The 24,065-nt window shown below is 69.7% G+C and carries 21 protein-coding genes; 12 read left to right on the top strand and 9 right to left on the bottom strand.

What is annotated here, in order from left to right; genetic code table 11:
* The first annotated feature begins 70 nt into the window (after window positions 1-70).
* Window positions 71-496: a toxin-antitoxin system YwqK family antitoxin gene (locus tag WA640_RS07385; protein ID WP_106364820.1), complete on the top strand. Its 426-nt coding sequence runs from the start codon at window positions 71-73 to the stop codon at window positions 494-496.
* A gap of 16 nt (window positions 497-512) precedes the next feature.
* Window positions 513-1,376, top strand: a complete 864-nt coding sequence (locus WA640_RS07380) for a metallophosphoesterase (protein ID WP_335986905.1) — start codon at window positions 513-515, stop codon at window positions 1,374-1,376.
* Between the two features lie 52 nt (window positions 1,377-1,428).
* Here the strand turns inward: WA640_RS07380 and WA640_RS07375 are convergent, their stop codons facing one another.
* From WA640_RS07375 to WA640_RS07355, 5 genes are all read right to left on the bottom strand, one after another.
* Window positions 1,429-2,469: an ABC transporter ATP-binding protein gene (locus WA640_RS07375; protein WP_106364822.1), complete on the bottom strand. Its 1,041-nt coding sequence runs from the start codon at window positions 2,467-2,469 to the stop codon at window positions 1,429-1,431.
* Entirely contained in the window at window positions 2,459-3,496 is a 1,038-nt protein-coding gene (locus tag WA640_RS07370) for an ABC transporter ATP-binding protein (RefSeq protein WP_219926796.1), read from the bottom strand. The genes WA640_RS07375 and WA640_RS07370 overlap by 11 nt, the downstream gene beginning before the upstream one ends.
* Window positions 3,497-3,501: 5 nt before the next feature.
* Window positions 3,502-4,422: an ABC transporter permease gene (locus WA640_RS07365; protein ID WP_106364824.1), complete on the bottom strand. Its 921-nt coding sequence runs from the start codon at window positions 4,420-4,422 to the stop codon at window positions 3,502-3,504.
* Window positions 4,415-5,413 (bottom strand): ABC transporter permease, encoded by a 999-nt coding sequence (locus tag WA640_RS07360; protein WP_219926797.1) that lies wholly within the window; start codon window positions 5,411-5,413, stop codon window positions 4,415-4,417. Before WA640_RS07360 ends, WA640_RS07365 begins: the two co-directional genes overlap by 8 nt.
* 110 nt (window positions 5,414-5,523) lie before the next feature.
* Window positions 5,524-7,188 carry a peptide ABC transporter substrate-binding protein gene (locus WA640_RS07355; protein ID WP_335987551.1) on the bottom strand — a complete coding sequence of 555 codons (1,665 nt, stop codon included), beginning with the start codon at window positions 7,186-7,188 and terminating at the stop codon, window positions 5,524-5,526.
* A gap of 343 nt (window positions 7,189-7,531) precedes the next feature.
* Between WA640_RS07355 and WA640_RS07350 the strand changes: the two genes are divergently transcribed.
* Window positions 7,532-8,737: an RNA-guided endonuclease InsQ/TnpB family protein gene (locus WA640_RS07350; RefSeq protein ID WP_335986900.1), complete on the top strand. Its 1,206-nt coding sequence runs from the start codon at window positions 7,532-7,534 to the stop codon at window positions 8,735-8,737.
* Window positions 8,738-8,814: 77 nt separating this feature from the next.
* On the opposite strand, the gene WA640_RS07345 is transcribed toward WA640_RS07350, so the two are convergent.
* The 3 genes from WA640_RS07345 to WA640_RS07335 form a co-directional block, all read right to left on the bottom strand.
* On the bottom strand, window positions 8,815-9,519 hold the full coding sequence (locus WA640_RS07345; protein ID WP_335986898.1) for a hypothetical protein: 705 nt from the start codon (window positions 9,517-9,519) through the stop codon (window positions 8,815-8,817).
* A 154-nt stretch (window positions 9,520-9,673) separates the two neighbouring features.
* On the bottom strand, window positions 9,674-10,054 hold the full coding sequence (gene erpA, locus WA640_RS07340; protein ID WP_106364827.1) for an iron-sulfur cluster insertion protein ErpA: 381 nt from the start codon (window positions 10,052-10,054) through the stop codon (window positions 9,674-9,676).
* Between the two features lie 147 nt (window positions 10,055-10,201).
* Window positions 10,202-11,305 carry a glycerate kinase family protein gene (locus WA640_RS07335; protein ID WP_335986896.1) on the bottom strand — a complete coding sequence of 368 codons (1,104 nt, stop codon included), beginning with the start codon at window positions 11,303-11,305 and terminating at the stop codon, window positions 10,202-10,204.
* Between the two features lie 108 nt (window positions 11,306-11,413).
* Here WA640_RS07335 and nadA point away from each other — a divergent pair, with 108 nt between their 5' ends.
* The 5 genes from nadA (at window position 11,414) to WA640_RS07310 (ending at window position 17,188) form a co-directional block, all read left to right on the top strand.
* Window positions 11,414-12,580, top strand: coding sequence for a quinolinate synthase NadA (gene nadA, locus WA640_RS07330; RefSeq protein WP_106364829.1), 1,167 nt, complete (start codon window positions 11,414-11,416; stop codon window positions 12,578-12,580).
* Window positions 12,581-12,879: 299 nt separating this feature from the next.
* On the top strand, window positions 12,880-14,205 hold the full coding sequence (gene murA, locus WA640_RS07325; RefSeq protein ID WP_106365136.1) for a UDP-N-acetylglucosamine 1-carboxyvinyltransferase: 1,326 nt from the start codon (window positions 12,880-12,882) through the stop codon (window positions 14,203-14,205).
* Window positions 14,206-14,274: 69 nt separating this feature from the next.
* A complete protein-coding gene (locus WA640_RS07320) occupies window positions 14,275-14,925 on the top strand; it encodes a DUF3043 domain-containing protein (protein WP_335986895.1) in 651 nt (216 codons plus the stop codon).
* A 130-nt stretch (window positions 14,926-15,055) separates the two neighbouring features.
* Window positions 15,056-16,135, top strand: coding sequence for a WG repeat-containing protein (locus WA640_RS07315; RefSeq protein WP_146148125.1), 1,080 nt, complete (start codon window positions 15,056-15,058; stop codon window positions 16,133-16,135).
* 57 nt (window positions 16,136-16,192) lie between these two features.
* Window positions 16,193-17,188 (top strand): aldo/keto reductase family protein, encoded by a 996-nt coding sequence (locus WA640_RS07310; protein ID WP_335986894.1) that lies wholly within the window; start codon window positions 16,193-16,195, stop codon window positions 17,186-17,188.
* On the opposite strand, the gene miaA is transcribed toward WA640_RS07310, so the two are convergent.
* Complete coding sequence (gene miaA / locus WA640_RS07305; RefSeq protein ID WP_442904690.1) at window positions 17,145-18,098, bottom strand: tRNA (adenosine(37)-N6)-dimethylallyltransferase MiaA; 954 nt, start codon at window positions 18,096-18,098, stop codon at window positions 17,145-17,147. The genes WA640_RS07310 and miaA overlap by 44 nt on opposite strands.
* A gap of 115 nt (window positions 18,099-18,213) precedes the next feature.
* Between miaA and WA640_RS07300 the strand changes: the two genes are divergently transcribed.
* From WA640_RS07300 to WA640_RS07285, 4 genes are all read left to right on the top strand, one after another.
* The gene (locus WA640_RS07300; RefSeq protein WP_335986891.1) at window positions 18,214-19,431 is read left to right on the top strand and encodes a DUF349 domain-containing protein; all 1,218 of its coding nucleotides are present in this window, start codon (window positions 18,214-18,216) and stop codon (window positions 19,429-19,431) included.
* Between the two features lie 152 nt (window positions 19,432-19,583).
* Window positions 19,584-20,318 (top strand): tyrosine-protein phosphatase, encoded by a 735-nt coding sequence (locus WA640_RS07295; RefSeq protein ID WP_335986890.1) that lies wholly within the window; start codon window positions 19,584-19,586, stop codon window positions 20,316-20,318.
* A gap of 167 nt (window positions 20,319-20,485) precedes the next feature.
* Window positions 20,486-22,204: an ABC transporter ATP-binding protein gene (locus WA640_RS07290; RefSeq protein ID WP_335986888.1), complete on the top strand. Its 1,719-nt coding sequence runs from the start codon at window positions 20,486-20,488 to the stop codon at window positions 22,202-22,204.
* A complete protein-coding gene (locus WA640_RS07285) occupies window positions 22,201-24,063 on the top strand; it encodes an ABC transporter ATP-binding protein (RefSeq protein ID WP_335986886.1) in 1,863 nt (620 codons plus the stop codon). The genes WA640_RS07290 and WA640_RS07285 overlap by 4 nt, the downstream gene beginning before the upstream one ends.
* The last annotated feature ends 2 nt before the right edge of the window (window positions 24,064-24,065 follow it).

Genomic DNA, 24,065 nt, shown 5'->3' with positions numbered 1-24,065 from the left:
ATCCTACGAGGTCCCGGCCCGACGTGCCCGAACCGGCCCGTCCAGGCGTGAGCGCGCCTAGGGTGGGGGCATGGGCGAATCGACAGCACCGCGGCCGGAGGACTGCCCCGACGAGCTCGACGCGCAGGGGCGCAAGACCGGCCTGTGGTCGGACCGGGACCAGCACGGCGGATACATGGTCGGCGAGTACGGCGAGGGCCGCCGCCAGGGCGTGTGGCGCCACTACGGCGACGACGGGCGGCTCAGATCCGAAGGGCCCTTCCAGGACGGGCTCGTCGCGGGCCGGTGGACCTGGTGGCGCGCCAACGGCGAACTGCTCCAGCGCGGCGGCTTCGACGACGCCGAGGCCAAGCACGGCCTCTGGGAGCGCTGGACCGCCGAGGGCGCGCCCCTCGACCGCGGCGAGTACGACCACGGCCGCAAGACCGGCGAGTGGACCGCGTTCAACCCCGACGGAACCGTCCGCAAGACCACGAGGCACCGGCCGCGGAAGTGACCGCTAGCCTCACCCGATGAGGGTTCTGCACCTTTCGGACACGCACCTGACCGGCGACGGTTCCTTGCACCGCACCGGCATCGACGCCAAGGCGGCGCTCACCGGGCTCCTCGCGCACCTGGAGCCGCTGCGCCGCATCGACCTCGTCGTCGTCACCGGCGACATCGCCGACGACGGCGCAACGGGCGCTTACGAACTCGCCCGCGACCTCATCGGCGCCTACGCCGCCGACCGCGGCGCGCCCGTCCTCTTCACCACCGGCAACGCCGACGACCGCCGGAACTTCACCGAGGTCCTCGGCAGCGGCCACCTCGGGCCCTCCGGCGGCCCGTGCGCGGTCGACGCCGTCGACGGCCCCGACCGGGCCGCGGCCACCGCCCTCGACGGCATCAGGTTCGTCACCCTCGACACGCTCGTCCCCGGGAAAGTCCACGGCCGCATCGGCACCGCGCAGCTCGCCTGGCTCCGCGGCCTCCTCGCCGCCCCCGCCCCGCGCGGCACCGTCCTCGCCTTCCACCACCCGCCCATCCGGTTCCCCAACGCGATCCAGGAACCCCCGACGCTCATCAACCCCGCCGACCTCGCCGACGCGATCGACGGCACCGACGTGCGCGTGATCCTCACCGGCCACTACCACCTCCAGCTCGCCGGCAGGCTCGGCCCGGCCATGGTCTGGACCGGCCCCGCCGTCGTCAACCGCCGCGACCTCTCCTGCGGCGACGACGCCGTCAGGTACGTCGCCGGATCGGCGGCCACCCTCATCGACCTCGCCGACCCCGCGACCCCCGTCTTCCACACCCTCCAAGCGGGCACGACGATCGCCGAGATCGGCGGCGAGAAGCTCCGGGAAGCCTTGCAGGGCACCAGCCCCGACGACTGAACGCGGGACGGGAGGCCGGACAGGGGGAACCGGCCTCCCGTCCCGCAGCGGGCTACTTCACCGCGTGCGTGACGTCGCGCTCCTCGGCGTAGAAGCACGCCGTCGGATGAGTGCCGTTGTCGCCCACGTCGAGGGACGGGACCTCCTCGGCGCAGTGGTCGGTCGCCTTCCAGCAGCGGGTGCGGAACCGGCAGCCCGAAGGCGGATCGATCGGGGACGGCACATCCCCCTGCAGGACGATCTCATCGCGCTGGCCCCGCAGGTCCGGGTCCGGCACGGGCACAGCGGAAAGCAGCGCCTGCGTGTACGGGTGCCTCGGGTGGTCGTAGATCTCCGGGCCCGTGCCCTGCTCGACCACCTTGCCCAGGTACATGACCGCGACCTCGTCGGCGATGTGCCGCACCACCGACAGGTCGTGCGCGATGAACACGTACGCCAGGCCCAGCTCGTTCTGAAGCCGTTCCAGCAGGTTGATCACCTGCCCCTGGATCGACACGTCCAGCGCCGACACCGGCTCGTCGCACACCAGCACCTGCGGGCGCAGCGCGAGCGCGCGGGCGATGCCGATGCGCTGCCGCTGGCCGCCCGAGAACTGGTGCGGGTAGCGGTTGACGTGGTCGGGACTGAGCCCGACCATGTCGAGCAGCTCCTTCACCTCGCCGGCCCGCTTCGCCCGCGGCACCACCTCCGGGTGGATCTCGAACGGCTCCCCCACGATGTCGCCCACCGTCAGGCGCGGGTTCAGCGACGTGTACGGGTCCTGGAACACCAGCTGGATGTCGCGCCGGAACGGCCGCATGCGCCGGTTCGACAGGTTGCCGATCTCCTTGCCCTGCAACTTGATCGAACCCGACGTCGGCGACTCCAGGCCCACCAGGAGCTTCGCGAGCGTCGACTTCCCGCACCCCGACTCCCCCACCACGCCCAGGGTCTTCCCCGGGTACAGCTTCAGGTCCACGCCGTCCACGGCCTGCACGTGCCCCACGGTGCGCTTGACGACCACGCCCCGCTGGATCGGGAAGTGCTTCACGAGGTCCTTCGCCTCCAGGACCGGGTCGACACCCCGGTCCGCCTGGCCCAGTTCAGCGTTCATCGGCGTAGACCTCCTCGGCGAAGTGGCAGCGGGAGCCGTGGAACTCCGCGGGCTCGGCCCACGGCGGCACCTCGGTCTTGCACTTGTCCTCCGCGGCGAAGCACCGCGGGTGGAACGGGCAGCCGCCCGGCAGCCGCGCCGGGTTCGGCGGCAGCCCGCCGATCACCTCCAGCTCCTGGCCCACCGTGTCCACGCGCGGGATCGCGCGCAGCAGCGCCTTCGTGTACGGGTGCGCCGGGCGCTTGAACACGTCCCGGATGCCCGCCCGCTCCACGACCTCGCCCGCGTACATGACCGCCACCTCGTCCGCGACGTCGGCGACCACGCCGAGGTCGTGCGTGATGAGGATCAGGCCCATGCGCCGCTCGGTCTGGATGCGCTTGAGCAGCCGCATGATCTGCGCCTGCACCGTCACGTCCAGGGCCGTCGTCGGCTCGTCGGCGATGAGGACCTCCGGGTCGAGCGCGAGCGCCATCGCGATCATCACGCGCTGGCGCATGCCCCCGGAGAACTGGTGCGGGTAGTGCCCGACGCGGTTCTTCGCGTCGGGGATGCCCACCTGGTCGAGCAGCTCGATCGCCTTGAGCCGGGCCTCCTTGCGGCTGGTGCCGCGGTGGACGCGGAACAGCTCGCCGATCTGGAAGCCGACCGACCACAAGGGGTTGAGCGCGGACAGGGCGTCCTGGAAGACGATCGCGATGTGGTTGCCGCGCACCGCCCTGCGGGTCTCCTCGTTCTGCTCAAGGAGGTCCACGCCGTGCAGGCGCACCGCCCCGCCGGTGATCTTCGCGGGCGGGGTGTCGAGGATGCCCATGATCGCCTGGGAGGTCACGGACTTCCCGGAGCCGGACTCGCCGACGACGGCGAGCGTGCGGCCCTGCTCCAAGGTGAAGCTCGCGCCGCGCACGGCAGGGATGCGCTCGCCGCGCACCCGGAACTCCACGTGCAGTCCGTCCACTTCGAGCAGCGGCGAGTTGAAGTCGGCGCCCGGGAGGGTGTCGCCGATGACGCGTACGGTCTCTGCCACCGCTGTCACCTCAGTTTCGGGTCGAGGGCGTCGCGCAGGGCGTCCCCGAAGGTCGCGAACGCGAACACGGTCAGGATGAGCAGGCCCAGCGGCCACGCGAAGAGGTAGACGTACCCGCCGCCGGCCCACTCGGTGCCCTTGGACAGCAGCACGCCCCAGCTCGTCGCGGGCGGCTGCACGCCGATGCCGAGCACCGCCAGCGCCGCCTCGGTGACGATGATGCCGCCGATGGTGGTGGGGACGACGGCGGTGACCGGGACGATCGCGTTCGGCAGGATGTGCTTGAACATGATCCGGCGGTCCGAGGCGCCCAGGCACTTCGCGGCGACCACGTAGTCGAGGTTCTTCGTCTCCAGCGTGGCCGCGCGCGTGTACCGGCAGAACTCCATCCACCCGAACAACGAGAGGGCGAGGAACGGCACGGCGATCGTCTCGGCCAGCGTGTCGGTCGAGACGCGGCCGCGGAACAGGCTCAGGATCAGGACCGCGCCCATGAGCATCGGGATCACGATGAACACGTCGAGCGCGCGGGAGATGAGCGTGTCGAGCCAGCCGCCGTAGTAGCCCGCCAGGATGCCCAGGATCAGCCCCACCACGACCGACGCGACGATGACGCTCAGCGCCAGCGCGATGGTGGGCCGGGTGCCGTGGACGAGCGTCGCGGCGAAGTCGCAGCCGAACGCGTCGGTCCCCAGTGGATGCTCGCCGGTGAACCAGGTCCCGGGCCGCTGCTTGGCGTCGCGGCCGAAGCACACCGTGGGGTCCTGGTCGGTGAACAGGGAGGGGAACGCGGCCATCGCGAACACGAACAGCAGCACGAGGCTCGCGATGATGACGTCGGGGCGCTTGCGCATGGTGCGGAAGGCGTCCGACCAGAGGGACGCCTGCCGCTCGGCGGTCGGCGTCGGGGCGGTCAGCTCACTCATAGCGGATCCTCGGGTCGAGTACGGCGTAGAGCAGGTCGACGATCAGGCTCACGAACACCACGACGACCGCCGAGACCGTGAGGCCGACGATGACGAGGTTGCCCTCCTGGCGCTGCACCGCCTGGAAGATCATGCGGCCCATCCCGGGGATGCCCATGACGCCCTCGGTGAGGACGGCGCCGGAGAGCATGAACGCGAACAGGAACCCGATGCCAGTGATGATCGGGATCATCGAGTTGCGGATGACGTGGACGATCGTGATGCGCAGCGGCTTGAGGCCCTTGGCCTTCGCGGTCCTCACGAAGTCCGAGCCGAGGTTCTCCAGCTGGCTGGCGCGGATCAGGCGCGTCATGGAGGCGAGGCCGACGGTGCCGACGATGATGCCCGGGATGATGATCGTCGTCCACGGGTAGTCGGGGTTGTAGTTCGGTCTGAACACCTGGCCCATGAACGACTCGGTCCCCCAGATGTCCCTGGCCCACCGGGTGAGCGGCACCGCCACGATGTACACGTAGGACAGCAGGATGAGGAAGACCGGGATCGAGTCGGCGAGGATCGTGGTGCCGCGCACGGTGTGGTCGATGAACTTGCCGCGGTGGCGGGCGGCCCAGGTGCCGAGCACCATCGAGACGGCCACCAGCGTGATCGTCGCGAAGATGAACAGCCGCAGCGTGTTCGGGATGTAGATCGCCAGGAGCTGGCCGACGTCCCGGTTGCCGTTGAGGGTGGTGCCGAAGTCGCCCTGCACGAAGTTCTGGAGGCGGTCGACGAACGGGGCCAGGCACGGGTCGCCCGTGCGCTCGTAGCACTTGTTGTCGAGGCCGTAGAGGCGTTCGACCTGGGCGAGCATGCCCGGGTCGGGGGTGCGGTCGCCGCCGAAGAACAGCAGTGCCGGATTGCCCCTGATCTGGACCGACAGCGCGGTCAGGTAGTGGAGGAGGAAGAGCACGATCCCCAGGGTGAGCAGGGCCTGGAGGAGTCGGCGGATCACATAGCGTCCCATTGGTTCTTTCCAGTTCCAGAATCCGCCGGGCGGGGGCCGCCGCGGCGCGCTCTCGCGGCCGCGGCGGCTCCGCCCGGGCGGTCTTCAGTTGTCGGGCGCTACTCGGCGATCGTGACTTCGCGCAGCTCGCAGTCGCCGCCCGGTCCGCTGTAGATCGGGTGGACGTACACGTTTTCGAGCCGCTCGGTGTAGAAGTAGTTGAACCGCTCGCCGAACACCGGAACGCTCGGCATGTCGTTGGCGAGGATGGCCTCGGCCTCGGCGTAGAGCGCGACGGCCTCGTCGAGGGTCGCGGCGGAGCCGGCCTCGGCGATCTTCGCGTCGTACTCGGCGTTCTCGTAGCCCTGGTCGTTGACCGAGGCGCCGCCGCCGTAGATCGGCTCCAGGTAGTTCTCGTTCAGGTTGTAGTCCGGGCTCCAGCCGGAGCGGAACGGGCCGTCGACGCCGTGCTCCTCGCGGGTGGCGAGGAACTCGGGGAAGTCGAGCGTGACGAGCTCGTACTCGATGCCCAGCGACTGGGAGATCGAGTCGCCGATGGCGCGGAAGATGTCCACGTTGTCGGCCGCGTCGTTGACCCAGATCTGCATCTTCTCGCCCTCGGGCCAGCCGCCGGCCTCCTCCAGGAGCGCGGCCGCGGCCTCGGGGTCGTAGGTGCAGTACTCGCCGCAGGAGTGCGTGCCGCCGCCGAGGATCGATTCGGGCACCCACTGGTCGAGCGCGTAGAAGCGCTCGGGGCCGACGACGTTCGCGACGCCCTCGCGGTCGATCGCCATCGAGATGGCGCGGCGCACGTTGACGTCCTGGTACTGGGGGTCGTAGAGCGGGAACGCGAGCATGAGGATCGACGGGTCGTCCTGCTGGATGTGGCGCGACTCCAGGTCGGGGTCGTTCATCGCGTTCTCGTAGTCGGCGGCGGTCGGGCGGCAGACGTCGATGTCGCCGGTCAGGAAGTCCGCCCAGCAGTCGTCGCCTTCGAGGTAGACCTTCCAGTTGACGGCGTCGATGTGCGCCGGCATGTCGCCCGCGTAGTCCTCCCAGCGGACGGCGGTGCCGCCGCTCTCGATGTCATAGGGCTCCTCGAACATGAAGGGGCCGTTGCCGATCGGCTTGGCCTCGCAGGCTTCGAGGTCGGCCAGGCACTCCTCGGCGACCGGGTAGAACGCCTCGTAGCCGAGCATCGTCGGGAAGCCGATGAACGGGGCGGAGAGCTTGACCTCGATGGTGAGGTCGTCGACGGCGGTCACGCCGGAGAGGTGGGTGACGTCGATCGGGGCCCACTCGGGGACCTCCGGGTCGGCCCACTGGTCCTCGGGCAGCGGGTCGGGGTTCATCTCCGCGTAGCCCTCGAAGGTCGCGAAGAAGTAGTTCAGCGGCAGGGAGTTGGACGCGAGGGCGGTCCGGTCCCAGGAGCGGATGAAGGCGTCGGCGTTCACCGGCTCGCCGTTCTGGAAGGTCAGGCCGTCCTTGATCTTGATGGTCCAGACCGTGTTGTCCTCCGAGGAGATGTCCTCGGCCACCAGGTTCTCCGGCTCGCCGGTCTCGCGGTCGTAGTAGACCAGGCCGTCGTAGACGTTCTTCATGATCCGGTAGCCCTCGGACTCGCCGGAGCCGCCTGGGACGAGGCTGCGGATCTCGCCGATCTGCATGTTGACGGTGCCGCCGCTGCCGCCGCCCTCGCCGTCGACATCGCTTTCATCGCCGCTACAGGCAGCGGTGGATACCGCGAGCCCGGCGGCCGCGATCGCGGCCACCGTCATTCGCATTCGTCGCACTGGGAACGCTCCAGGGTGTGAGTGGGTCGTGGGATAACTCACACCATGTCGCACAACACAACAGAATAAAAGAGTGCGTTGTGAAATCGTTACCTGTCGGACGGTAAGCAGAGACCTTGCACGTGCAGTCCACCACCGGTCTGCCCGCCTATATCCCGCTTTGCGGGAGCGGAGTTGCCGTTGCGGGACAATACGACCCGTGAGTTCACCAGCGCCTCGCGCACCTCGCGTCGATTCGGCCCGCCACAGCCGGTTGGCCATCCAGAACATGAATGTGAGCGGCGTCATGAGCACGGCCCCGCATCCAAGTCCGAACGACGTTCGTTGAACAGGCGTGCTACTTCGGTACTCCTATCGGATCTACCCGACCGGTCCGCAGCGCAAGGCGCTCGCGCGAACGTTCGGGTGCGTCCGAACGGTGTACAACGACGCAGTCGCGGCCCGGCGCGCAGCCTTCAAAGCCGGTCTGCCTTATCCCTCAACGGGAGCGCTGGACAAGCAACTCATCACCAAGGCCAAGCGCACCACGGAGCGATCCTGGCTGGCCGAGGTCTCCACGGTCCCACTACAGCAGGCGCTCAGAGACTGCCAAGCGGCGTACCGGAACTTCTTCGAGTCGTTGACCGGAAAGCGGGCCGGGGATCGTGTCGGACCTCCCAGGTTCAGGCGTAGGTCGGCGCGCCAGACGGCTCGCTACACCCGGAACGGATTCCGTATCAGGGCCAGCGGTCGCCTGTACATCGCCAAGATCGGCGAACTCAAGGTCGCCTGGTCGCGTGGCCTGGCATCGGAACCCAGTTCGGTGACGATCGTCAAGACCACTACCGGGAAGTACTTCGCTTCCTTCGTGGTCCGTGTCGACAACGACGCCGAGCGACTGGAACCACTGGCGGATCCGGACGCCGAGACCGGTGTCGATCTGGGATTGAAGTCCTTTGCAGTGCTGCGCGGCGGCAAGGTCATAGACAACCCCCGCTTCTTCCGGAGGCTGGAGCGGAAGCTGAAGAAGGCGCAGCAAGCACTGTCCCGAACACAGAAGGGATCGAACAACCGGGCCAAAGCCCGGCTCCGTATTGCGAACCTCCATGAGAAGACCAGAAATCGCAGGGACGATTGGCTGCACAAGCAGGTCAAGGCACTCGTGAGCGAGAACCAAGCTCTCTATGTCGAAGATCTGTGCGTCAAAGGCCTCTCCCGCGGGCGCAGTGCGAAGTCCATCCAAGACGCCGCTTTCGGCCGGTTCCTGGACATGCTCGCCTCGAAGGCGGCCCGCACCGGCCGTGTTCTTGCAAAGATAGACAGGTATTTCCCGTCCACCCGACTGTGCTCGACATGCGGGGCGCTGTCAGGTCCCAAGGGGCCCGAAGGGCTGCGTGTCCGCTCCTGGATCTGCGACTGCGGCGCCATCCACGACCGGGATGAGAATGCTGAGATCAACATCAGGCGCGAAGGAAGACGCCTCGTGGCCGCCGGGCTGGCGGACACGCAAAACGCCTGCGGAGGGCCGGTAAGACCGGGGATACCCGGCACGGCCCGTTGAAACAGGAACCCTCCCGTAGACGGAACGCGACAGCGAACCGCAAGCCGGGAATCTTCCCCGACAGGGCGAAGAGGAGGTCAATCAGGCAACAGGTATGCGGATGCCTCGGCCGCCGCGGCGGGCCCGTAGGACTGCTCCAGGCGGTTCACGAATTCCACGGGGTTGACCGAGTAGCCCTGGGGGCCGACCGATTCGAGCGCCAGCGCGGTGAGCTGGCTGCCGACCTCGGAGGCGCGGCGCAGGCTCATGCCCCAGCCGAGCCCGGCGAGGAGCCCGGCGGTGAACGCCTCGACGCCTCCGGCGGGGTCGATGATCTCGCGGGCGCGGGCGAACGGGACGCGCACGCGGTCCATGTCGTGCCCGGCGATCTCGACGCCGTCCTGGTCGAGCGTGGTCACGCGGACGCGCACGCGCTCCAGGATCTCGTCGTCGGCGAGGCCGGTCGTGGCCTGGAGCAGGTGGTAGCGGTGCTCGCTGGTGACGAGGAACTTGGCGCCGGTGAGGAACTCGACGGCCTCCTCGCCCTCCAGGTCGCCGGGATCGGCGCTGAACTCCAGGCCGAGGTCGCGGGCCTGGTCGGCGTAGGCGTGCATGGCCTTGGGCTCGGCCGGGCCGATGTGGATGAGCCCGAGGGACCCGCCGCGCTCCATGACCTCGATGAGGTCGAGCTCGTCGCCGCCGAGGACGACCGGGGACTGCCCGAGGCGGGCGAGGCCGGTGCCGACGGCTTCGGCGGTGGTGCCGGTGACGGCGGTCTTCATGCCTTGCACGACAAGTGCCACTGAGATGGTCCTCGCATCAGTCGGGGACTGGAAGATCGGAAAAGGAATTCGCGGGACGAATGCGATGCGTCCGGCGGGGGGCGCTCAGCCTAGCGCACGGCGAAGCCCGGCCGGCGAAAGCGTCCGACCGGGCTGCGCGAGTCTGGCCGGGGGCCTAGTGGAACGAGTCGCCGCAGGCGCAGGAGCCCTGGGCGTTCGGGTTGTCGATGGTGAAGCCCTGGGCGTCGATGCGGTCGGCGAAGTCGATGTTCGCGCCGATGAGGTACGGGATGCTCATCTTGTCGACGATGACGCCGAAGCCCTCGTAGTCCTGGACGATGTCGCCGTCGCGCACGTCGGTGTCGAAGTACAGGCCGTAGCGCAGGCCGGAGCAGCCGCCGGGGCTGACCTCGACGCGCAGGCGCAGGCCCTCTTCGCCTTCCTGCTCGATCAGGGCTTTGACCTTGGCGGCCGCGGCATCCGTGAGCACGACGCCGACCTTGGCGTCCTTGGCTTCGGTGGACTGCTCGGTGTCAGCCTGCTGAGTGGCGCTCACTTGCTACTCCTCTGATGTGTGCGAGACCCGGGTCGACCGGGTCGATTCGACCCGTCAACAGTACCCAACCGCATCGGAAGTGTTCCTATTCCCGAGATCACTCGGGGAGTGGAATGACTCGCCATAACGGCTGATGTCCGACGGTACCTATTCCCGCCATTCCTTCGCCACCTTCTCGGCGAGCGCGGTGAGTCCCTCGACCGGTCTGGCCATGGCCTCCTTCGCGCTGCCGAGCAGTTCGGTGACGGAATGCACCCCGGCGAGGTCGGGGTGGGCGTCGACGTCGGAGCGCCCGGCCATGACGAGGCAGGGCCTGCTGTGGGCGGCGGCGCCGGAGGCGACCTCGGCGGCGAGTTTGCCGCGCAGGCTCTGGGAGTCGAAGGAGCCCTCGCCGGTGATGACGAGGTCGGCGGCGGCGATCTTGGCGTCGAGGCCGACGGCGTCGCAGGTGAGGCGGGCCCCGGAGGCGCGGGTGCCGCCGAGGAGGAACAGGGCGAACCCGAGGCCCCCGGCGGCTCCGGCGCCGGGGAGGTTCGCTGCGCCGACGTACCCGGTCGCGGGTTCGGCGGCCTGAGCGAAGTGCGCGACGGCCTGTTCGAGGAAGGCGACCTGCTGCGGGTCGGCGCCCTTCTGGGGGCCGAAGACGTGCGCGGCGCCGTGGGGGCCGAGGAGCGGCGAGTCGACGTCGGTGGCGGCGATGAACTCGGCGCCGCGGGTGCGCGGCTGCCAGTCGACGGACGCGACCTCGGGGAGTCCCATGCCGCCGTAGGCGATCGGGCGGCCGGTGGCGTCGCGGAAGGTGCAGCCGAGGGCGGTGAGCATCCCGGCTCCGGCGTCGGTGGTGGAGGAGCCGCCGAGGCCGACGACGACGCGGCGGGCGCCGTGCTCGACGGCGTGGGAGACGAGCAGGCCGACGCCGTAGGTGGTGGCGCCGAGCGGGTCGCGCTCGCCGGGGCCGAGGAGGTGGAGGCCGCAGGCGGCGGCGGACTCGATGTAGGCGGTGTCGCCGTCGAGGAGGTAGTCGGCCTGCGTGGGGCGTCCGAGCGGGTCGTAGACGTCGACGGTCCGCAGCTCCGCGCCGGGCTTGGCGCGGGCGAGGACCTCGACGAACCCGGGCCCGCCGTCGGCGAGCGGCAGCGTCTCGGCGGTGTCGCCGGGGCGGGCGCGCAGCCAGCCTGCGGCGACGGCGTCGGCGGCCTCGCCGGCGCTCATGGTTCCGGCGAACTTGTCGGGGGCTATGAGGATGCGCACACCTAGAGGGTAGTGGATGCCGCGGACGATGCGGTAACCGCTTTCCGGAATCCACATCGCGGATTCGAGGAGGCCGAAGCAGCCTCGGAAGCGACTACGATTGCGGCCATGACGGGCTTCACTGAACCTGCGAACACCCAGACCGCGCTCCTGCTCCTCGGCCGCGGCTCCGACGCCGGGTCCGAGCGCGGCGTCGACTGCCCCGGCGAGCTGCCCGCGCCCTCCGACCCCGACCTGGTCGCACGCGCGAAGGCCGCGAAGGAGGCATTGGGCGGCAACGTGTTCGTCCTGGGCCACCACTACCAGCGCGACGAGGTGATCCAGTTCGCCGACGTCACCGGCGACTCCTTCAAGCTCGCGCAGCAGGCCGCCGCGCGGCCCGACGCCGAGTACATCGTGTTCTGCGGCGTGCACTTCATGGCCGAGAGCGCCGACATCCTCACCGGCGACCACCAGCGGGTCGTCCTCCCGGACATGGCCGCGGGCTGCTCCATGGCCGACATGGCGACCGCCTCCCAGGTCGAGCAGTGCTGGGAGGACCTCCAGCGCGTGGGGATCGCCGACGTCACCGTCCCGGTCACGTACATGAACTCCACGGCCGCGATCAAGGGCTTCGTGGGCCGCGAGGGCGGCCTGGTCTGCACCTCCTCGAACGCCGAGCGGGCCCTGCGCTGGGCCTACGAGCACGGCGAGAAGGTCCTGTTCCTGCCCGACCAGCACCTGGGCCGCAACACGATGGTCCGCGACATGGGCTACTCGCTCGACGACTGCGTGCTCTACAACCCGCACAAGCCGAACGGCGGGCTCACCGACGACGAGCTGCGGAACGCGAAGATCATCCTGTGGAAGGGCCACTGCTCGGTCCACGGCCGGTTCACGCTCGAATGCGTCGAGGAGATGCGCCGCGTCGACCCCGAGGTGAACATCCTGGTCCACCCCGAGTGCAAGCACGAGGTCGTCGAGGCCGCGGACTACGTGGGCTCGACCGAGTACATCATCAAGCAGCTCGAAGCGGCCGAGCCCGGCTCCTCATGGGCCATCGGCACCGAGCTGAACCTGGTGCGGCGCTTGGCGAACCGCTTCCCGGACAAGAAGATCTCGTTCCTGGACAAGACGGTCTGCTACTGCTCGACGATGAACCGGATCGACCTGCCGCACCTGGTGTGGGCGCTCGAAGAGCTCGTGGCCGGGCGCGTGCCGAACGTGATCACCGTCGACGAGCGGACCGCGTCGTACGCGCGCGAGGCGCTCGACCGGATGCTCGCACTGCCGTAGCGGCAAGGGCCCGGAGTCGTTCGCCACAAAGACGTCCGCGAGGTGAACGGTTCCGGGTCCCCCGAACGTGTATTCCTCGGAGCCGCGGGTGCGCATGATCACCGAGGGTTATACGGCTACCTGGGCGTTTTCCATGTGGCTATTCCGTTATCGTTGGTCCGCCAAGTCGATTCCCGGTGAACGAGACACCGCCGCGAAACGGCCGTCGCATTGACGCTTCCCGGCTTCCGTAACCAGTACTCCCTTCCATCCGAGGAGATCTGTTGAGCAGCACCGACGCCACCCCGCTTTCCGAGGACATGCTGATCATCCACGGCGGCACCCCCCTGGAAGGGGAGGTGACCGTCCGCGGGGCGAAGAACCTCGTCTCCAAGGCCATGGTCGCCGCCCTGCTGGGGACGTCGCCCTCGGTCCTGCGCTCGGTGCCCGCGATCCGCGACGTCGAGGTCGTCACCGGCCTGCTCCGCGTCCACGGCGTCGACGTCGAGCTCGACGGGGACACGCTGTACATGGACCCGACCTCGGTCGAGTCCGCGGGCGTCGAGGAGATCAACGTCCACGCCGGGACCAGCCGCATCCCGATCCTCCTGTGCGGGCCGCTGCTGCACCGCCTCGGCCGCGCGTTCATCCCCGACCTCGGCGGCTGCAACATCGGCGGCCGCCCCATCGACTTCCACCTCGACGCGCTCCGCCAGTTCGGCGCGGTCGTCGAGAAGGACGCCTCCGGCACGCACCTGTCGGCCCCGAACGGGCTCCACGGCATCCGCTACGAGCTGGAGTTCCCCAGCGTCGGCGCCACCGAGCAGGTCCTGCTCACCGCCGTCATGGCGAAGGGCACCACGGAGCTGCGGAACGCCGCGATCGAGCCGGAGATCATCGACCTCATCTGCGTCCTCCAGAAGATGGGCGCGATCATCAAGGTCCACACCAACCGGGTCATCGAGATCGTCGGCGTCGACGAGCTCAAGGGCTACCGGCACCGCGCGCTCCCCGACCGCATCGAGGCCGCCTCGTGGGCGTCCGCGGCGCTCGCCACCGAGGGCAGCGTGTTCGTGCGCGGCGCGCAGCAGGCCGACATGATGACGTTCCTCAACGTGTTCCGCTCCATCGGCGGCGCGTACGAGGTCGACGACGACCCCGTCGAGGGCGGCATCCGCTTCTGGCACCCGGGCACCCCGCTCAAGCCGGTCGCGCTGGAGACCGACGTCCACCCCGGGCTCATGACCGACTGGCAGCAGCCGATCGTGGTCGCGCTGACCCAGGCCGACGGCCTGTCGATCATGCACGAGACCGTGTACGAGAACCGCTTCGGCTACACCTCCGAGCTGCGCCGGATGGGCGCGAACATCGAGCTGTACTCCGACTGCCTCGGCGGCACCCCGTGCCGGTGGGGCCGCCGCAACTTCCTGCACTCGGCCGTCATCGCCGGGCCCTCGAAGCTGCACGCCGCCGACCTCCAGATCCCCGACCTGCGCGCGGGCTTCAGCCACCTCATCGCGGCCATGGCCGCCGAGGGCACCTCCCGCGTCTACGGCGTGGACCGGTACATCACCCGCGGCTACGAGAACTTCGAGGAGAAGCTCCTCGGCCTCGGCGCGAAGATCGAGCGACCTGTCACGAAATAGGCGAAGTCCGGGACGTAGGTATGCTTGCAGGAGCACCGCCCGCAGCGAGTTGAGGAAGGCCGATCGTCCGTGGCCAAGAAGTCCGTCCAGGCAGCACCGGAAACCGAGGAACCGAAGCCGGTTTCGGCCACGGACAAGAAGGGGAAGGCCACGCCCAAGCGGCCCAACCAGTCGAAGGCCCGGCCGCCGGTGAACCCGCCGCTCACGAACAAGGAGAAGCGGGAGGCCGCCAAGAAGGCCGGCCCGCTCACCAAGGAGCAGAAGAAGCAGGCGCGCGAGGACGTCAGGGCCGAGCGCGCCCGCATCGCCGAGGGCCAGTGGAAGGGCGACCCGCTCTTCGACAAGTACCACCTCCCGCGCGACCGCGGCGCCGAGCGGCTGCTCGTGCGCGACATCGTGGACTCGCGCTGGTCGATCGGGCAGTACTACATGTTCGCGGCGTTCGCGATCCTCATCCTGTCCACCGGCTCGGTCCAGCTCCAGAGCTACCTGTTCATCGCGCTGCTGGTCCTGACCGCCGCGATCGTGATCGAGTCGGTGCTCCTCACCCGCCGCGTCAAGCGCATCGTCCTCAAGCGATTCCCGAAGACCACGCAGCGCATGGGCGGCCTGTACTGGTACGCGATCCAGCGGGGCATCATGCCGCGCTCGATGCGCAACCCGCGCGCCCGCATGAGCTACAAGGCCACCGAGGACGACCTCGGCAAGATTGTCAAATGACGAGGCGGGGCCGCCCGGCCCCGCCAATGCACGGCGATCGCGCCCGGGGTCGCTCGACTGTCCCTCCCCGGTCCCGATGGCTTACCCTCGATACTGACGTAGCCCTCTCTGACCCCGGAAAGTAGTCAACGTGGTTGATGTCGCGGCGGACTTGCGGGCGGGGCTGTTCCGCGCCCTCGGCCCACTCGATCGCGCCACCATGCGCCACGCCATCGCCGACACCGTCGCCCTCCAGCAGATCCGCGAAGAGGCGACCCTCCGGCTCGCCCGCCACGCCGCCGAGGCCGACCAGTCGCGGCTGCTCGGGGTGCGGGCCGTCATCCTCCGCGTCCTCGGCGACTTCGACGGCGCCGAGGTCGACGCCGCCGCGGCCGTCAAGTACGCCGAGGCCGTCGGCGCCGACCTCCTCCTGGCCCCCGCCCGCGCCCGCCTCGCCCAGATCCTGCGCGTGCGGGGCCGCTACGAGGAGGCCGACCAGCTGTTCGCGCTCGCCGAGGCCGGGGAGCTGCCGCGGACCCTCACCGGGGCCGTGCGCGCCTACGCCGGGCTCTCGTGCATCGCGCAGGGCCGCATCACCGAATCGCTCATCCACGTGCAGCGCGCCTCCGAGCAGAACCCGCACGGGTTCGTCATGCAGATCGTCGAGACCGCCCTCAGCCTCATCGAGGAGCACGCCGCGAAGTACGGGTTCGGCGCCCCGCCGCGCGGCTGGGCCGAGCGCGCCGGGTACCCCGCGCCCGAGCGGTTCCAGGACCCGCAGACCGGCCGCTTCGGGTACCTCGGGCACGACGGGCGGCCCGTCGTGCAGGCCGCGTTCAGCCAGGCCGGGGACTTCCGCGGCGGCGTCGCCGCCGTCTGCCAGGCCGACTGGGGCGCCATCGACCGCAACGGCACCGTCGTCGTGCCGATGCTCTACGGGTCCATGGAGACCCCCACCGCCGACGGGCGCACCGTCACCGGGTTCGTCAACGGCGTCGCCGTCGCCGGGCAGCGCGGGCGCGTCATCGCCGTCCACAAGACCGGCCGCGTCGTCGTCCCCCCGCGCTACCAGCGCGTCGAGGTCCACCCCGCGGGGTTCCTCGTCACCGACGGGTACTCGTGGGGCGCACTCGGATTCGACGGCAACGAGCTCCTGCCCGTGCGCGGCGACCGCGGCGAGTCGCTGCGGCACCTCGACGCGGCCGTCTCGATCGACGACGGGCCCCTGTAGCCCGTGTGATGACGGTTGCTTTCGCCGCTAGCCGCTCGGCAGGTAGGCTCTGTACCCATGGAATTCCGTCATCTCGGCCGCTCCGGCCTCGTCATCTCCGAACTGGTCTACGGCAACTGGATCACCCACGGCGGGCAGGTGGAGGAGGACGCCGCCGTCGCGTGCGTGAACGCCGCCCTCGACGCCGGGATCACCACCTTCGACACCGCCGACGTGTACGCGCAGGGCGCCGCTGAAGAGGTCCTCGGGCGGGCCCTCAAGGACCAGCGCCGCGACGGCATCGAGATCTTCACCAAGGTCTACTGGCCGATGGGCCCGGGCAAGAACGACCGCGGCCTCTCGGCGAAGCACATCAAGGAGTCGATCAACAACTCGCTGACGCGGCTCCAGACCGACCGCGTCGAGCTGTACCAGGCGCACCGCTGGGACGTGGAGACCCCGCTCGAAGAGACCATGCAGGCGTTCGCCGACGTGGTCCACTCCGGGAAGGCCCACTACATCGGCGTGTCCGAGTGGACCGCCGAGCAGATCCGCGCCGCGGCCGCGCTCGCCAAGGACCTGAAGATCCAGCTCGTGTCCTCGCAGCCGCAGTACTCGCTGCTGTGGCGGGTCATCGAGGAGGAGGTCGTGCCGGCGTCCGAGGAGCTGGGCATCGGCCAGATCGTGTGGTCCCCGCTCGCGGGCGGCGTGCTCTCGGGCAAGTACAAGCCGGGCCAGGCGGCCCCGGCGGGCTCGCGCGGCGCCGACCCGAAGTTCGGGCGGTTCGTCGAGGGCTGGCTCAAGGACGAGGTCCTGGAGCGCGTGCAGCAGCTCGGCCCGATCGCCGAGGACCTGGGCCTGACCATCGCGCAGCTGTCGCTCGCGTGGGTCCTCCAGAACTCGAACGTCTCGGCGGCGATCATCGGCGCGACCCGCCCCGAGCAGGTCGTGGAGAACGTCAAGGCCGTCGGCGTGAAGCTGCCCGAGGACGTCTACGCGAAGATCAACGAGCTGTTCGCGCCGGTGTCGGTCACCGACCCGAAGGAGACGACGGCGCCGAACCCGCGCGCGTAACCGCCTTCTGATTCAGCTGGGGATCGGCCGCATCGAACCATTCGATGCGGCCGTCCCGTTTGAACCAGGAGCGCTGGCGGCGCACGAACCGGCGCGTGCCCTGCACGGTGAGCCGGAACGCCTCCTCCTCGGAGTACTCCCCCGCGAAGTGGGCGAGGACCTGCTGGTAGCCGAGGGCGCGGGAGGCGGTGCGGCCCTCGCGCAGGCCCTTCGATTCGAGGTCGCGGACCTCGTCGAGGAGCCCGGCGTCCCACATGTGCTGGACGCGCCGCTCGATGCGCTCGTCGAGGACGGGCGTGTCGAGGTCGACGCCGATGCGGACGGCCTCGATGTGGGCCTTCGGCTCGGGGAGCGAGGCGGTGAAGGAGCCGGTGAGCTCCACGACTTCGAGGGCGCGCACGACTCGTCGCCCGTTCGAGGGGAGGATCGCCTTCGCGGCCTCGGGGTCGCGGGCCTTCAGGCGCTCCCACAGCGCGGCCGAGCCGTCGCGCTCCAGGTCGGCTTCGAGGCGGGCGCGGATCGCGGGGTCGGTGCCGGGGAAGTCCATCTCGTCGAGCGCGGCCTGCACGTAGAGCCCGGAGCCGCCGACGAGGATCGGCCGGTTCCCGCGGGCGCGGATGTCGGCGATCGCCTCGCGGGCGAGGCGCTGGTATCCGGCGACGTCGGCCGCTTCGGTGACGTCGAGGACGTCGAACACGTGGTGGGGGACGCCGCGGCGCTCGGCCGCGGTGATCTTCGCGGTGCCGATGTCCATCCCGCGGTACAGCTGCATCGAGTCGGCGTTGACGACCTCCCCGCCCAGGGCCTCGGCGAGCGCGATCGACAGCGCCGTCTTCCCGGCCGCGGTAGGGCCTACGACGGCGATCACCGGCGGTTGTAGGGTTGGGTTGCCGCCGACTACGCTCCTCAACTGAACGACCCCCTCGGTTCGCGCGGCCCCCACCCGGCTGGCGGCGACCCGCCGACCACCGTAAGGTACGGGAAATACGTCCCTAAGTTCGTGTGAAGGATTTGAGATTACCGCGATGAGTGACCTCGGAGACTGGACCAGCTTCGGCCGCATCGACGCCGACGGCACGGTCTATGTGAAGACCTCCTCCGGCGAGCGCGCGGTCGGCTCGTGGCAGGCCGGCTCCACGGAGGAGGGGCTCGCGCACTTCGCGCGCAAGTACGCCGACCTCGTCGTGGAGGTCGATCTCATCGCCGCGCGCCTGAACTCGGAGTCCGCCGACGTCGAGCAGGCCGCCTCGCAGCTGCGCAAGCTCCGCGAGGGCCTGGACACGGCCGCGGTGGTCGGGGACGTCGAGGGCCTGGCGACCCGCCTCGACGGCCTCTCCAAGCACGCGGAGGACAAGCTCGGCGAGTTCAAGGCCGCCAAGGAGACCGAGCGCGCCGAGGCCGTCGCCGCCAAGGAGGCCCTGGTGGCCGAGGCGGAGGACCTGGCGTCGCGCGACAGCCACTGGAAGGCGTCGGGGCAGCGCTTCAGCGAGATGATCGAGGAGTGGAAGGCGATCCACGGGGTCGACCGGAAGACCGATCAGAAGCTGTGGCGGCGCTTCTCGGCCGCGCGCGACACGTTCACGCGCCACCGCGGGGCCTACTTCTCGCAGCTCGACGCCGAGCGCAAGGTGATCGGCTCGAAGAAGGAAGAGCTCATCGCCCAGGCCGAGGCGCTGTCGACCTCCACCGACTGGGGGCCCACCGCCGACGCGCTCAAGGGCCTCATGGCCGAGTGGAAAGAGGCCGGGCGGCTCGCGCCCGACGCCGAGCAGAAGGCCTGGAAGCGGTTCCGGGCGGCGCAGGACGTCTTCTTCAACGCGCGCTCCGAGGTGTTCTCGGCCCGCGACGCGGAGCTGGAGGCGAACCAGGCCGCGAAGGAGGAGCTGCTCAAGCAGGCCGAGGCCCTCGACATCGAGGCCGACCCGAAGGCCGCGCAGAACGCGTTCCGCGAGCTCCAGGCCGGGTGGCACGACATCGGCGCGGTCCCGCGCAAGAACCAGGCGAAGCTCCAGCGGCGCCTGCGCAACGTCGAGGACAAGCTCCGCGACGCGCTCGACACCGCGTGGCGCAAGGTCCCGGTCGAGGAGAACCCGCTGCTGCTCCAGATGCGCCAGCAGGTCGCCGAGGCCGAGGAGAAGCTCGCCCGCGCGAAGGCCGACGGGAACGCGGGCCGGATCAAGAAGGCCGAGGCCGACTTGGCGAGCAAGAAGCAGTTCTTGCAGTTGGCCGAGGGCTCCAAGTAGACGGAACCTGCCCTCCGTTGGACGTCAGTTTGGCGTTCGCGGACGGATCGGGATAATCGGATATGGGCTACGACGGCGTGGACCGCTATGGTCCGCGCCATTCGCTCTGCCCCGCCCCTACCGCGTCACCCCCGGACAGGAAGGCAGCCGCAATGACCCTCGAACCGCTCCCCCGCCAGTTCATCGACGCCGACCGGATCTTCAACCTCCGCGACCTGGGCGGCTGGGACGCCGCCGACGGCCGGAAGGTGCGGACCGGGCGGGTGTTCCGGTCCGACAACCTCGGCATGGTCACCGACGCCGACGTGGACCTGCTCGTGAACCGGCTCGGGATCAGGCACGTGATCGACCTGCGCCGGAGCGAGGAGCTGGAGGAGTACGGGCGGTTCCCCGAGACCGGCGGCGTCGAGTTCCACCACTTCGAGCTGCTGCACGTCAAGTGGGAGAACATCGGCAAGGACTACCCCGAGGGCGCGGACGTGGTCCCGTTCCTGCGGCAGCGCTACTCGGCGATGCTCGAATCCGGGTACCGGAGCGTGAAGGACTCCCTCGACGTGATCGCCTCGGGCGAGCCGGTCCTGTTCCACTGCATGGCGGGCAAGGACCGGACCGGCCTGGTCGCGGCGGCGCTGCTGTCGGCGCTCGGCGTCGGCGAGGAGGACATCGCCGCCGAGTACGCGCTGACCGAGTTCGGGATCGACCGGTGGCGGGCCTGGCGGGACGCGAACCTGGGGAGGCCCGGGTTCGAGTCGGGCCTGCGCACGCCCCCGGAGGCGATGCTGGAGACGCTCGCGGAGATGAAGGCCCGCTACGGGTCGATGGTCGACTACATCGCCGCGATCGAGTTCGATCAGTCGGATTCCCTTCGCGCGCAACTGCTTGAGTGACGGCGTGCCCCCACCTGCCGTCACTTACCGGTCGGCAGGTGGGAAATCGGTTGCACGATGTCACAGGCCGCTCGTAGGTTTGAACAGTGGGCTCAGAGCGGTTGAAAACTCCAGAAGAATCCGACAATCCCCCCGAACAGAAGTCGGCGCTGACGAACCTGTGGCGGATGAAGAAGTACCTGCATCCGTACCGGTACCGCCTCGCGCTGCTGTGGTCGATGGTGCTCTTGAACATCGTGTCCGGCCTGGCGATCCCGCCCTTGGTCGGCCGTGCCATCGACGGGCCGATCGCGCACCGGGACATCCCCGGGCTGTGGGCGATCGTGGGCGTCATCGCCGTCCTCGGCGCCGCCGACGCACTGCTCAACCTGGTGCGGCGCTACTTCCAGACCACCACCGCGATGGCCATCGAGGCCGACATCCGCGGCGCCCTGTACGAGCACCTCCAGGTGCTCCACACCGGGTTCCACGACCGGTGGCAGACCGGGCAGCTCCTCTCCCGCGTCACCTCCGACCTCGGCATGGTCCGGCGGTTCTTCGCCGGCGGCCTGGTCTTCGCGATCACCTCGGTCGGCATGATCGCCATCATCATGGGGCAGCTGCTGTTCATCGAATGGCGCCTGGCCCTCATCGTCCTCGCCACGGCCGTCCCGCTGTTCCTCATCGGCCGCAAGTTCTTCCGCGAGTACCTCCCCGCGGCCAGGTCCGAGCAGGACCAGTCCGGCGAGGTCTCCAGCGCCGCCGAGGAGTCGGCGCTCGGCATCCGCGCCATCAAGGCGCTCGGGCGCGGCCCGCTCATGGCCGCCCGCTTCGAGAAGGAGGCCGAGGAGCTGCGGTCCCGCTCGATCTTCAAGAGCATGATCGCGTCCCGGTCCTGGTCGGGCTACGACGCCATCGCCACGGCCGGTGTCGGCGGCGTCCTCGTGCTCGGCGCGACCATGGTCGCGGGCGGGTCCCTGTCCGTGGGGGACCTGACCGCGTTCATCATGCTCCAGCTCGCGCTCCTGTGGCCGATCGAGGCCTCGGGCTGGGTCATGGCCCACGGCAACGAGGCCATGACCGCCGCCGACCGCGTCTACGACGTGTTCGACACCGAGCCGGCCATCAAGGACCGCCCGAACGCCAAGGTGATCGACCGCAGCGAGGTCCGCGGCGAGCTCGTCTTCGAGGACGTGCGGTTCGCGTTCGAGGACGACTCGCGCGAGATCCTAGCGGGCGTCGACCTGCGCGTCAAGCCCGGCGAGACCGTCGCCATCGCGGGCAAGACCGGCTCGGGCAAGACCACGCTCGTGTCCCTGCCCTCGCGCCTGAACGACCCCACCGCCGGACGGATCCTCCTGGACGGCACCGACATCCGCGACCTCAAGCTGGAGAACCTCCGCTCGGTCGTGACCACCGCGTTCGAGGAGGCGACGCTGTTCTCCATGAGCGTCCGCGAGAACCTCGCCCTCGGACGCCCCGGGGCCAGCGAAGCGGACCTCGAAGAGGCCGTGCGCGTCGCCCAGGCCGAGTTCGTCTACGACCTGCCGTACGGCCTCGACACCCGCATCGGCGAGCAGGGCCTGTCCCTGTCCGGCGGCCAGCGCCAGCGCCTCGCGCTCGCCCGCGCCGTCGTCGTGCGCCCCGCGGTACTCGTCCTCGACGACCCGCTGTCCGCGCTCGACGTGCACACCGAGGAGCTGGTGGAGCGCGCGCTCGCGCAGGTCCTGCGCGACACGACCGCGCTGGTCGTGGTCCACCGGCCGTCCACCGTGGCCCTGGCCGACAAGGTGGCGCTGCTCCACGAGGGCCGGATCGCGGCGTTCGGGAAGCACTCCGAGCTGATGGCGTCCAGTCCCGAGTACGTCGACGTGCTGTCGGCCGAGTCCGAGGAGGTTGCGGCGTGACCGTCACCGAGACCGAGAAGCCCGACAAGCACGCGGCGTGGCGCGGGCGCGCCGAGTCCGCGGAGGCCGACCGCACCAGCGCCGAAGTGGACGACGCCGAGTCGATCAAGGAGCTGCGGCAGAAGAGCCGGGCGCTGCTGGGCTGGATGATGCGCCCGCACAAGAAGGGGATCGCGTTCCTGTGCGCGATCCTGGTGGTGCAGAACTTCACGAGCATGGCGACGCCGCTGCTGGTCATGTTCGGGATCGACAACGCGATCCCGGCGATCTCCGAGCGCGGCGACTACACGATGCTCGTCGGGATCGCGGTCGTGTTCGCGCTCGTGTCGGTCCTGAAGTACGTGTGCGTGCGGCTGTACATCGCGCAGTCGGCGAAGGTCGGCAACGCGATGCTGTTCGCGCTGCGCGGCAGGGTGTTCCGCAAGTTCCAGGACCTGTCGGTGTCGTTCCACGAGCGGTTCACGTCGGGGCGCGTGACGGCCCGGCAGTCCTCGGACATGGAGTCGATCCGGGAGATGACGGAGAACGGCGTCGACGACCTGGTGCTGGCGGCGCTGAACGTCGTGACGATCACGATCGTGATGCTGGTGATCGACCCGATGCTGGCGGCGGTGTCGCTGCTGACGTTCCCGCTGATGCTGCTGCTGGGCCGCTGGTTCAGCAAGGTGTCGGCGGTGGCGTACCGCAAGGCGCGCGAGACCGTGGCGCTCTTGATCGTGTACTTCGTGGAGTCGATGGGCGGGGTGCGCGCGGTGCAGGCGTACCGGCGCGAGCCGCGCGACCGGGAGCTGTTCGCGGGGCTGAACACCGACAACCAGTTCGCGCAGGCGAAGGGGCACCAGCAGAACGCGTTCATGTCGGGCGGGATGCGCGGCATCGGGCACCTGGCGACGGTGGTGGTGCTGCTGTTCGGCGGCTGGCAGGTCATGCAGGGCAACACCGAGCTCGGTGTGCTCGCGGCGTTCCTGCTGTACATGAAGCGGTTCTTCGACCCGCTGAACGAGCTGGTGCAGTTCTACAACGTGCTCCAGTCGGCGACCTCGGCGCTGGAGAAGCTCTCGGGCGTGCTCGACGAGCCAGTGGAGGTGCCGGAGCCGTTGGAGCCGAAGGCGATCGCGTCGCCGCGCGGCGAGCTGCGGTTCGACGCGGTGGAGTTCCGGTACCGGGAGGACCAGGTGGTCCTGCCGGGGCTGGACCTGCGCGTGCCGGGCGGGCAGACGCTGGCGCTGGTGGGCGCGACGGGCGCGGGGAAGACGACGATCGCGAAGCTGGTGAGCCGGTTCTACGACCCGGGTTCGGGGTCGGTGTCGCTCGACGGCGTGGACCTGCGGGACCTGTCGGAGGCGGACCTGCGCGGGAACATCGTCATGATCACGCAGGAGAATTTCCTGTTCAACGGCACGATCGCGGAGAACATCGAGCTGGGGAAGCCGGGGGCGTCGAGGGAGCGGATCGTGGAGGCGGCGAAGGTCGTCGGCGCACACGAGTTCATCGACGCGCTGCCCGACGGGTACGACACGCACGTGCGCAAGCGCGGCGGGCGCCTGTCGGCGGGGCAGCGGCAGCTGGTGGTGTTCGCGCGGGCGTTCCTGGCGGACCCGCGGGTGCTCATCCTGGACGAGGCGACCAGTTCGCTCGACATCCCGTCGGAGCGGCTGGTGCAGCGGGCGCTGCGCACGATCCTGGCCGACCGCACGGCGATCATCATCGCGCACCGGCTCTCCACTGTGGAGATCGCGGACCGGGTGCTGGTCCTGGAGCACGGCCGGATCATCGAGGACGGCCGCCCCGACGAGCTGATCGACCGCGGCGGCGAGTACGCGACGCTGCACCGGCAGTGGGAGGACTCGCTGGTCTAGGC

Source organism: Glycomyces sp. MUSA5-2 (assembly GCF_037034145.1).
Taxonomy (GTDB): domain Bacteria; phylum Actinomycetota; class Actinomycetes; order Mycobacteriales; family Micromonosporaceae; genus Glycomyces; species Glycomyces artemisiae.
The sequence above is the reverse complement of the archived record's forward strand: the minus strand, read 5'-3'. Positions and strand labels throughout refer to the sequence as shown.